Source organism: Micromonospora sp. NPDC003776 (assembly GCF_053605645.1).
This window is the reverse complement of record NZ_JBSGJR010000337.1, coordinates 1-7578: the sequence shown is the minus strand read 5'-3', so window position 1 is coordinate 7578 and position 7578 is coordinate 1. Positions and strand designations below refer to the sequence as shown.

Annotated in this window: 4 protein-coding genes and 1 pseudogene; 2 read left to right on the top strand and 3 right to left on the bottom strand. The window is 71.3% G+C overall.

Translation table 11 applies throughout. The features are described from left to right. A pseudogene (locus tag ACWEVO_RS23895) lies at positions 1-83 on the top strand (peptide deformylase); the annotation flags it as partial. A 253-nt stretch (positions 84-336) separates the two neighbouring features. Then, positions 337-1347, top strand: a complete 1011-nt coding sequence (locus tag ACWEVO_RS23890) for a sugar phosphate isomerase/epimerase family protein (RefSeq protein ID WP_452309748.1) — start codon at positions 337-339, stop codon at positions 1345-1347. A 198-nt stretch (positions 1348-1545) separates the two neighbouring features. Here the strand turns inward: ACWEVO_RS23890 and ACWEVO_RS23885 are convergent, their stop codons facing one another. From ACWEVO_RS23885 to ACWEVO_RS23875, 3 genes are all read right to left on the bottom strand, one after another. Continuing rightward, positions 1546-2730, bottom strand: coding sequence for an ROK family protein (locus ACWEVO_RS23885; RefSeq protein ID WP_452309747.1), 1185 nt, complete (start codon positions 2728-2730; stop codon positions 1546-1548). 108 nt (positions 2731-2838) lie between these two features. After that, complete coding sequence (locus ACWEVO_RS23880) at positions 2839-3912, bottom strand: sugar phosphate isomerase/epimerase family protein (protein WP_452309746.1); 1074 nt, start codon at positions 3910-3912, stop codon at positions 2839-2841. Between the two features lie 83 nt (positions 3913-3995). After that, positions 3996-7331, bottom strand: a complete 3336-nt coding sequence (locus tag ACWEVO_RS23875; protein ID WP_452309745.1) for a ThuA domain-containing protein — start codon at positions 7329-7331, stop codon at positions 3996-3998. Between the last annotated feature and the right edge of the window lie 247 nt (positions 7332-7578).

Genomic DNA, 7578 nt, shown 5'->3' with positions numbered 1-7578 from the left:
CGCCGCAGCTCGGGGTGGGCCTGCGGGTATTCACCTTCGACGTCGACGACGTCCTCGGGCATCTGGTCAACCCGGTGGTGGAGAACCGGCCCGGGCGGCCCTGGCGGACCTCGCGGCGCGGGCGGTCGACCGGCGGCACTGACCCTTTCGCGCCGGCCCCGCTCGACCGTAGAGTGGGGGCGGCGACCGCGAGGTGGCCGGTGACCCGCCGGGAGGCGCAACCCGACGGGCCCAGGCGCGACCGCGCCCACCGGTGCTCCGACGGGGTCGCCCGCACCCGGTCGCCCTCGCCCCGGTCCGCTACGGAATCCCCCATCACGACAGGGGAGAAGGACAATGGCGCGACCCATCACGCTCTTCACCGGCCAGTGGGCCGATCTTCCGTTCGACGAGGTCTGCCGGCTGGCCGCCGAGTGGGGGTACGACGGGCTGGAGATCGCCTGCTGGGGCGACCACTTCGAGGTCGACAAGGCGCTCGCCGACGACTCGTACGTGGAGCGCAAGCGGGCCACCCTCGCCAAGCACAACCTCCAGGTCTTCGCCATCTCCAACCACCTGGTCGGCCAGGCGGTCTGCGACCACCCGATCGACGAGCGGCACCAGGACATCCTGCCGGCCCGGATCTGGGGCGACGGCGAGCCCGAGGGCGTCCGCCGGCGCGCCGCCGAGGAGATGAAGGACACCGCGCGGGCGGCGGCGAAGCTCGGCGTACGCACCGTCGTCGGCTTCACCGGCTCGTCGATCTGGCACACCCTGGCGATGTTCCCGCCGGTGCCGCCGGCCATGATCGAGCGCGGCTACCAGGACTTCGCCGACCGGTGGAACCCCATCCTCGACGTCTTCGACGAGGTGGGCGTCCGCTTCGCCCACGAGGTGCACCCGAGCGAGATCGCCTACGACTACTGGACCACCAAGCGGACCCTGGAGGCGATCGGCCACCGGCCCGCGTTCGGGCTGAACTGGGACCCGTCGCACTTCGTCTGGCAGGAGCTGGACCCGGTCAACTTCATCTTCGACTTCGCCGACCGGATCTACCACGTCGACTGCAAGGACGCGAAGGTCCGTACCGGCGACGGCCGGCGCGGGCGCCTCTCCTCCCACCTGCCCTGGGCGGACCTGCGGCGGGGCTGGGACTTCGTCTCCACCGGCCACGGCGACGTGCCGTGGGAGGACTGCTTCCGCGCGTTGAACGCGATCGGCTACGACGGCCCGATCTCGATCGAGTGGGAGGACGCCGGCATGGACCGCCTGGTCGGCGCGCCCGAGGCGCTCCAGTTCGTCCGCCGGCTCGCCTTCGACGCCCCGGCGGCGGCCTTCGACGCGGCCTTCAGCAGCAGCCGGGACTGACCTCGCGGCAGGCTACGAACTTGATGGCGTGAACGGCTCACCGCCGGCCGCCGTTCCACCCGACCGACCGGCCCCGGTGAATCACCGACGTCATCAAGTTCGTAGCCTCCGGACGGGCTCCCACCCTCGGCACGGTCACCGGCCCCTCCCGGGCCAACGGCGTGCCGGCCGGCGGTCGTCGGGCCGGCGCGGGAGGGCTCAGCGGGCCGCGAGGACCTGCTCGCTGACCAGCCGTGCCGCGCCGATGAGACCGGCCCGGTCGTCGAGGTCGGACAGGACGATCGGCATGCTGCCGGTGGCCAGCGGTGTCGACCGCCGGTAGACCACGCCGCGGATCTCCGCGAGCAGGATCGGGCCGAGGCCGGCGGCGGCGCCGCCGATGATCACGAGGGCGGGGTTGACGAAGCTGACCAGGCCGACCAGCACCTGGCCGAGCCGGCGGGCGGCCTCCCGGACCAGGATCTGGGCGCCCGCGTCGCCGCCGGTCGCCGCCGCGGCCAGGTCGGCCACGGTCAGCGTCCCGGCTTCGGCCAGCCGGTCGGCGAGCGCCGTCGAGCGCCCGGCCCGCGCGGCGGTCATCGCCTCCCGCAGCAGGGCGGCGTCGCCGCAGTACGCCTCGACGCAGCCGATGTTGCCGCACCCGCAGAGCGGTCCGTCCTCGGTGAGCTGGAGGTGGCCGATGTCGCCGGCCCCGCTGGTCGCGCCCCGGTAGAGCGTGCCGCCCAGCACCAGTCCACAGCCGACCGCGTTGCCGAGCTTGACGTAGAGGAAGTCGTCGAAGGGGCGGCCGGTGCCGGCGTGCCGCTCGCCGAGGGCCATCACGTTGGCGTCGTTGTCGACCTGCACCGGGCAGCCCAGCTCGGCGGCGATGGTGTCGCGGACGGGGAACTGGTGCCAGCCGGGCAGCGCGGGCGAGGCGGCCGGCGCGCCGTCGCGGACCGCCACCGGCCCGGGCAGCGCCACGCCGACCCCGGTGAGCCGGGCCAGCCCCGCCTCGGCCCGGAGCTTGCTGAGCAGTTCGACCGCCCGGCCCACCACCGCCTCCGGCCCGAGCCGGACGTCCACCGGCTCGGTGCGGCGGGCCAGGATGGTCAGCTCACCGTCGGTGAGCGCGACCTCGAGCCGCCCGTCGCCGAGGACGACCGCGCCGAAGCGGACCTGCCCGCCGAGCCGCAGCAGGGACGACCGGCGACCGCCCCGCGAGGCCGCCGGCCCGGCGGCCTCCACCAGGCCGAGCGCGGTCAGCCGGTCCACCTCCGCGGTGAACCGGGCCCGGGGCAGACCCAGGACGTCGGCGAGTTCCACCCGCGAGCGCGGGCCGTCGTCGCGCAGCAGGCACAGCAGCCGTACCTGGTCGGTGTTCTCCGGTCCGACCATGCTCATCGCGATCACCTCCCCCCGGAATGTGCCACATCCCCGTCACCGGCGCGTGACGCGGAGGGGCCGCCGCCGGTTTCCCGGCGGCGGCCCCTACGGTCGGGCTCGGGTCGGTCAGCCGCGGAGGCTGGCCATGTGCCGGTAGCTGATCTCGGCGTAGCGCAGCGACCGGCCGGGGTCGGCGCTGCCGCCGGGCGCGGTGTCCTGCTCCCACATGGGGTTGTGGTAGCCCTTGGCACCCATGTTGGCGAAGAAGGTGCCGTAGTCGATGTCGCCCTCGCCGAGCGGCACCATGTCGTACCCGTTGGTGGTGCCGGTGTTGATCTTGCCGTCCTTGGCGTGGAACAGCGGGAACCGGATCGGCTGGGCGGCGACCACGGCCAGCGGGTCGAAGATGCTGGTCTGGGTCACCCCGTCCGGGTCGGTGTAGCTGCGGTAGCGGTACTGCGCCACGTGCGCCCAGTAGATGTCCATCTCGAACCAGACCCACTCGGGGTTGGTCCGGGCGATGAAGTACTCCAGCTTCCGCACGCCGGAGGACCGGGTCGGCCGGCCCAGCCCGTCCAGCGGCCCGCTGTCGAGCAGGAAGTTGTACGCCGCGTCGTGGTTGTGGGTGTACAGCTTCAGCCCCCTGGCGGCGGCCATCTCGCCGAAGGTGTTCCAGCGGTCGACGGCGGCGTCCCAGTCGGCCAGGTAGTTGCTGCCGGTCGGGTCGCTGCCGGTGCCGATGTGCGTCATGCCGAGGATCTCGGCGGTGTCGAGCGTCTGCTCGAACTGCGCGATGGTGGTCGGGTTGACCGTGCTCGGCACCGAGGCGTGCGAGCCGTTGGCGCGCAGCCCGTTGTCGTCGAGGATCTTGCGGATCTCCGCCGGGGTGATTTGCCGGCCGAGGATCGAGGTGTGCTGGGTGTACCCGGCGAACTCGACCTCCTTGTAGCCGATCTCGGCGAGCCGGCCGAGCACCCGCTCGAACCCGTACGGCACTCCGGTGCCGTCGTCGGCGGCGCCGATCCGGTCGCGGACGCTGTAGAGGATGATGCCCCGCTTGCCGGTGGGGACGAGTAGGCCGTTGGCGGCGAAGGCGGCCGACGGGTTCAGGCCGGCGGCGCCGACGGCGACGGCGCCCGCCGCCCCGGCGATGGTGCCGAGCATCCGGCGGCGGCTCATCCCGCGCGAGGTGTCGTTCATGTGCTGGCTGCCTTTCTCATGGTGCTGGACGGGTGTGGGGAGGTGGTGGGGTGGGACCGCCGCGTGCGGCCCCACCCCGGGAGTCACGGCGTGACGCCGATGCCCTGGCCGGTGAACTCGACCCAGTTGAGGTTGCCGAAGCCGCTGGCCGGCCCGCCGGAGACGGTGGTGAAGACCAGGTAGAGCTTGTGCGACCCGCCCGGATCGGTGATCGGCACGGTGGTGCTGGTGAAGGCGTTGTTGCCGCTGGTCGCGTTGACCGTGGCGGTGGTCAGCAGCGGTCCGGTGGGGGAGTCCAGCCGGAGCTGGACGCCGAACCGGGGCTGCCCGGCGGTGGCGGCGCTGCCGCCGGAGGTTCGCAGCGTCACCGACTGCATGTTCTTCAGGTTCACCGTGTTGTTGATCGCGATCCAGTCGCCGTTGTCGAGGCTGCCGCGCTGCTGGCCGCCGCCGGTGTCCGCGCTGGTGCCGACGGTGGTGCCCGACTCGTCGGTGGCGAACTCGACCTCCTGGCGCTTGGCCTGGACGATCTGCTGGTCGACCGTGGTCAGCGCCGGCTGCCCGTTCGCCCCCTTGTCGGTGTACGACGCGCTGACCACGCCGTAGATGTAGCCGCCGTGGGAGGCGTCGTCCGCATCCGTGGGCAGCACGCCCGAGCAGCCGAACTGGTTCGCCTCGCCGTGCCCGTGGCTGTCGTGGCCGAGGACGAAGGTGACCTCCACCTTGCTGCAGTCGACCGGGCCGTCCTCCGGGTCGGTCACGGTGACCGACCAGGGGATGTCGTCGCCCCAGCTGAAGAAGCCACCCTCGAGCGGGGTGTTGACGGTGACGGTCGGCGCGGTGTTGCCGACGGTGATGGTGGTGTTCGCCGACGCGGTCTTGCCGCTGGAGTCGGTCACCGTCAACCGGGCGGTGTAGACGCCGTTGGTGGTGTAGGTGAACGACGGGTTCGGGTCGATCGAGTCGGTGGTGCCGTTGCCGTCGAAGTCCCAGGCGAACCGGATCGAGTCACCCGGGTCCGGGTCCTTCGAGCCCTCGCTGGAGAAGGCCACCGTCAGCGGCGCCCGCCCGTTGGTCGGGGTCGCGTCCAGCACGGCGGTCGGCGCCCGCAGGCCCTTGACGTAGCTGAACTTCAGCATCGCCGCGTCCGGGTTGACGTTGAAGAACCCGTCGCCGTACGTCAGCAGGTAGAAGTTGCCGTCCTTGCCCCAGCGCATGTCCATCGGGTTGTCGCAGAGGAACGGCTTGGTCGGCGTGGTGGGCGCCTGCCCGCAGTTCAACACGTTGTTGATCTTCAGGATGTCGCCCTTGTCGTCCAGCCGGATCTCCTTGAGGGTGTCCCGGGTGAACTCACCGAAGAAGATGGCGCCGTCGTAGTACGCGGGGAACTTCGTCTCCGACCCCAGCTCCGGGTCGTAGTCGTACTTCGCCGCGCCGTGCGGGCCCACACCACCGGTCCCCAGCTCCGGGAAGAGCACCGGGCAGGTCTGGGTGGGGGTGGACAGGTAGGACTCCGGGCACGGGGTCGGGGCCTGGAACGAGTACCACAGCTCCGACTTCTCCACCGGCAGCAGCTCGGTCAGGCCGGTGTTGTGCCGCGAGGTGTTCTTCGGGGCCGCACAGTCGAACGGGGCGACCGGCGAGATGGGGTTGGTGGTCCAGTTCATCTCGATGTACGGCAGGTTCGGCTGCACGCACATCGGCCAGCCGTAGTTCGCCGGCTTGTCGACCACCATCATCCGGCCGGTGCCGGCCGGGCCGCGCCCGACCTGCGCCACCGACGAGTCGGGGGAGTAGTCGGTGATGTAGGCGACGTCGTTCTTGTCCAGGGTGATCCGGAACGGGTTCCGGAAGCCCATCGCGTAGATCTCCGGCCGGGTCTTGTCCGTGCCGGCCGGGTACAGGTTGCCCGCCGGGATCGTGTAGGACCCGTCCGCGCCGACGCTGATCCGCAGGATCTTGCCGCGCAGGTCGTTGGTGTTGGCCGAGCTGCGCCGGGCGTCGACGAACGGGGCCTGGTAGACGCCGGTGGCGCTCACCGAGTCGTTGTGCGGCGAGAAGCCGCCCGACCCGCCGCCACCGGCCGGGGTGTCGTCGCCGGTGACCAGCCAGAGGTTGTTCTTCGAGTCGAACGCGATGTCACCGGCCACGTGGCAGCAGGCGCCCCGGTCCACCGGAACCTGCAGGATCTTCTGCTCGGTGCTCACATCCAGCGAGGGCGTCTCGCCGTCGACGAACTTGAACCGGGAGAGCTGGAAGTAGCCCTTCCACACGTCCCAGGCGTGCGGGTCGGTGCTGGTGGTCGGCGCGCTGCCGGCCGGGGTGTCCAGCGGGGGCGCGTAGTACAGGTAGACCCACTTGTTGGTGGCGAAGTCGTTGTCGATCGCCGGCCCGTACATCCCGTCCTCGCTGTTGGTGTAGACCGGGATCTGGGCGAGGATGGTGGTCTCGTTGGTCTCCGGGTTGTGCAGCCGTACGCCGCCGCGCCGGTCGGTCTGGATCACCCGGCCGTCCGGGAGGACGTCGAAGCCGATCGGCTCGTTGACGTTGGGCTGCGCCCCGACGACCGTCATCTGGTAGTTGGCCAGCACGGTCGCGCCGCAGTCGCCGTCGGTCACGCCGGCCGCCCACTGGATCGCGCCGCCCAGGTGCGCCCGCAGGTCCACGGTGCCGTAGCTCTCCGGGGTGGCGCCGAGCCCGGTGTAGAACGACCGCCCGCCCTGGTAGTCCTTGCACCAGGTGATCGGGTGGTCGAAGCCCATCGTGCCGCCGGGGTACGTCTTCTCGTCCACCGTGGCCAGCACGTGCGAGACGCCCCGGACGTTGGCGGCGAAGTTGTACCACCGGTCGGTGGTGCTCCACCGCTGCGGCAGCGTCTTCGAGGCGGGGTGGACCCGGTCGGCGACCGTGACGGTGGCCTTGCTGACCGCGGACGGCGCGCCGGTGGCCCGGGTGCCGAGCACGTTGGTGAGGAAGGACCAGTCCGGTTCGGCCTCGATGGCGGAGTTGACGCCGACGAAGCCGCCGCCGTCGCGGTAGTACTGCTCGAAGGCCGCCTGCTGGGCATCGTTGAGCACGTCGCCGGCGGTGTTGAGGAACACCACGGCGCGGAACTGCTTCAGGTGCGGTTCGTCGAACTTGCGGGCGTCGTTGGTCACCTCGACGGTGAAGCGCCGCTCCTGCCCGAGCTGCTGGATGGCCTGCACGCCGGCCGCGGTCGCGGCGTTGTTGCCGCCGGCCGACCTGGTGAAGACGAGCACCTTGTACTGGATGCCGTTGCTGTTTGGTGCGGGGGCGGTGAGCACCGGCGCGGCCTGCGCCGGGGTCGGAGCCTGCTCGGCGGCCGCGACGAGTGTCGCGCCCACGAGAGCGAGCAGGCTGAGGTGGGTGGCGGCCCTGCGGCCGAACGGTCTGCGCATCGAACCTCGCTCTGGTCGGGCGGGTCCGCCTCAGCGCCGGGACGAGGCTGAGGAGGTCGCTGGGGGAGGTGACGAGAGCCTGGCCAGGTTCTACGCGAGACGATATTGGCGCACGCCGCTAAAGAGAAGAGGGCGGAGCCAAAAGTTTCCTACAAAGCGCCACTACTTTTGCTCAAGATGAGCAAAAGTAGGAGCGACGCCCTACTTTTCGGACAGACGGCAGCGGGCCGGTCGCCCGATGGCGACC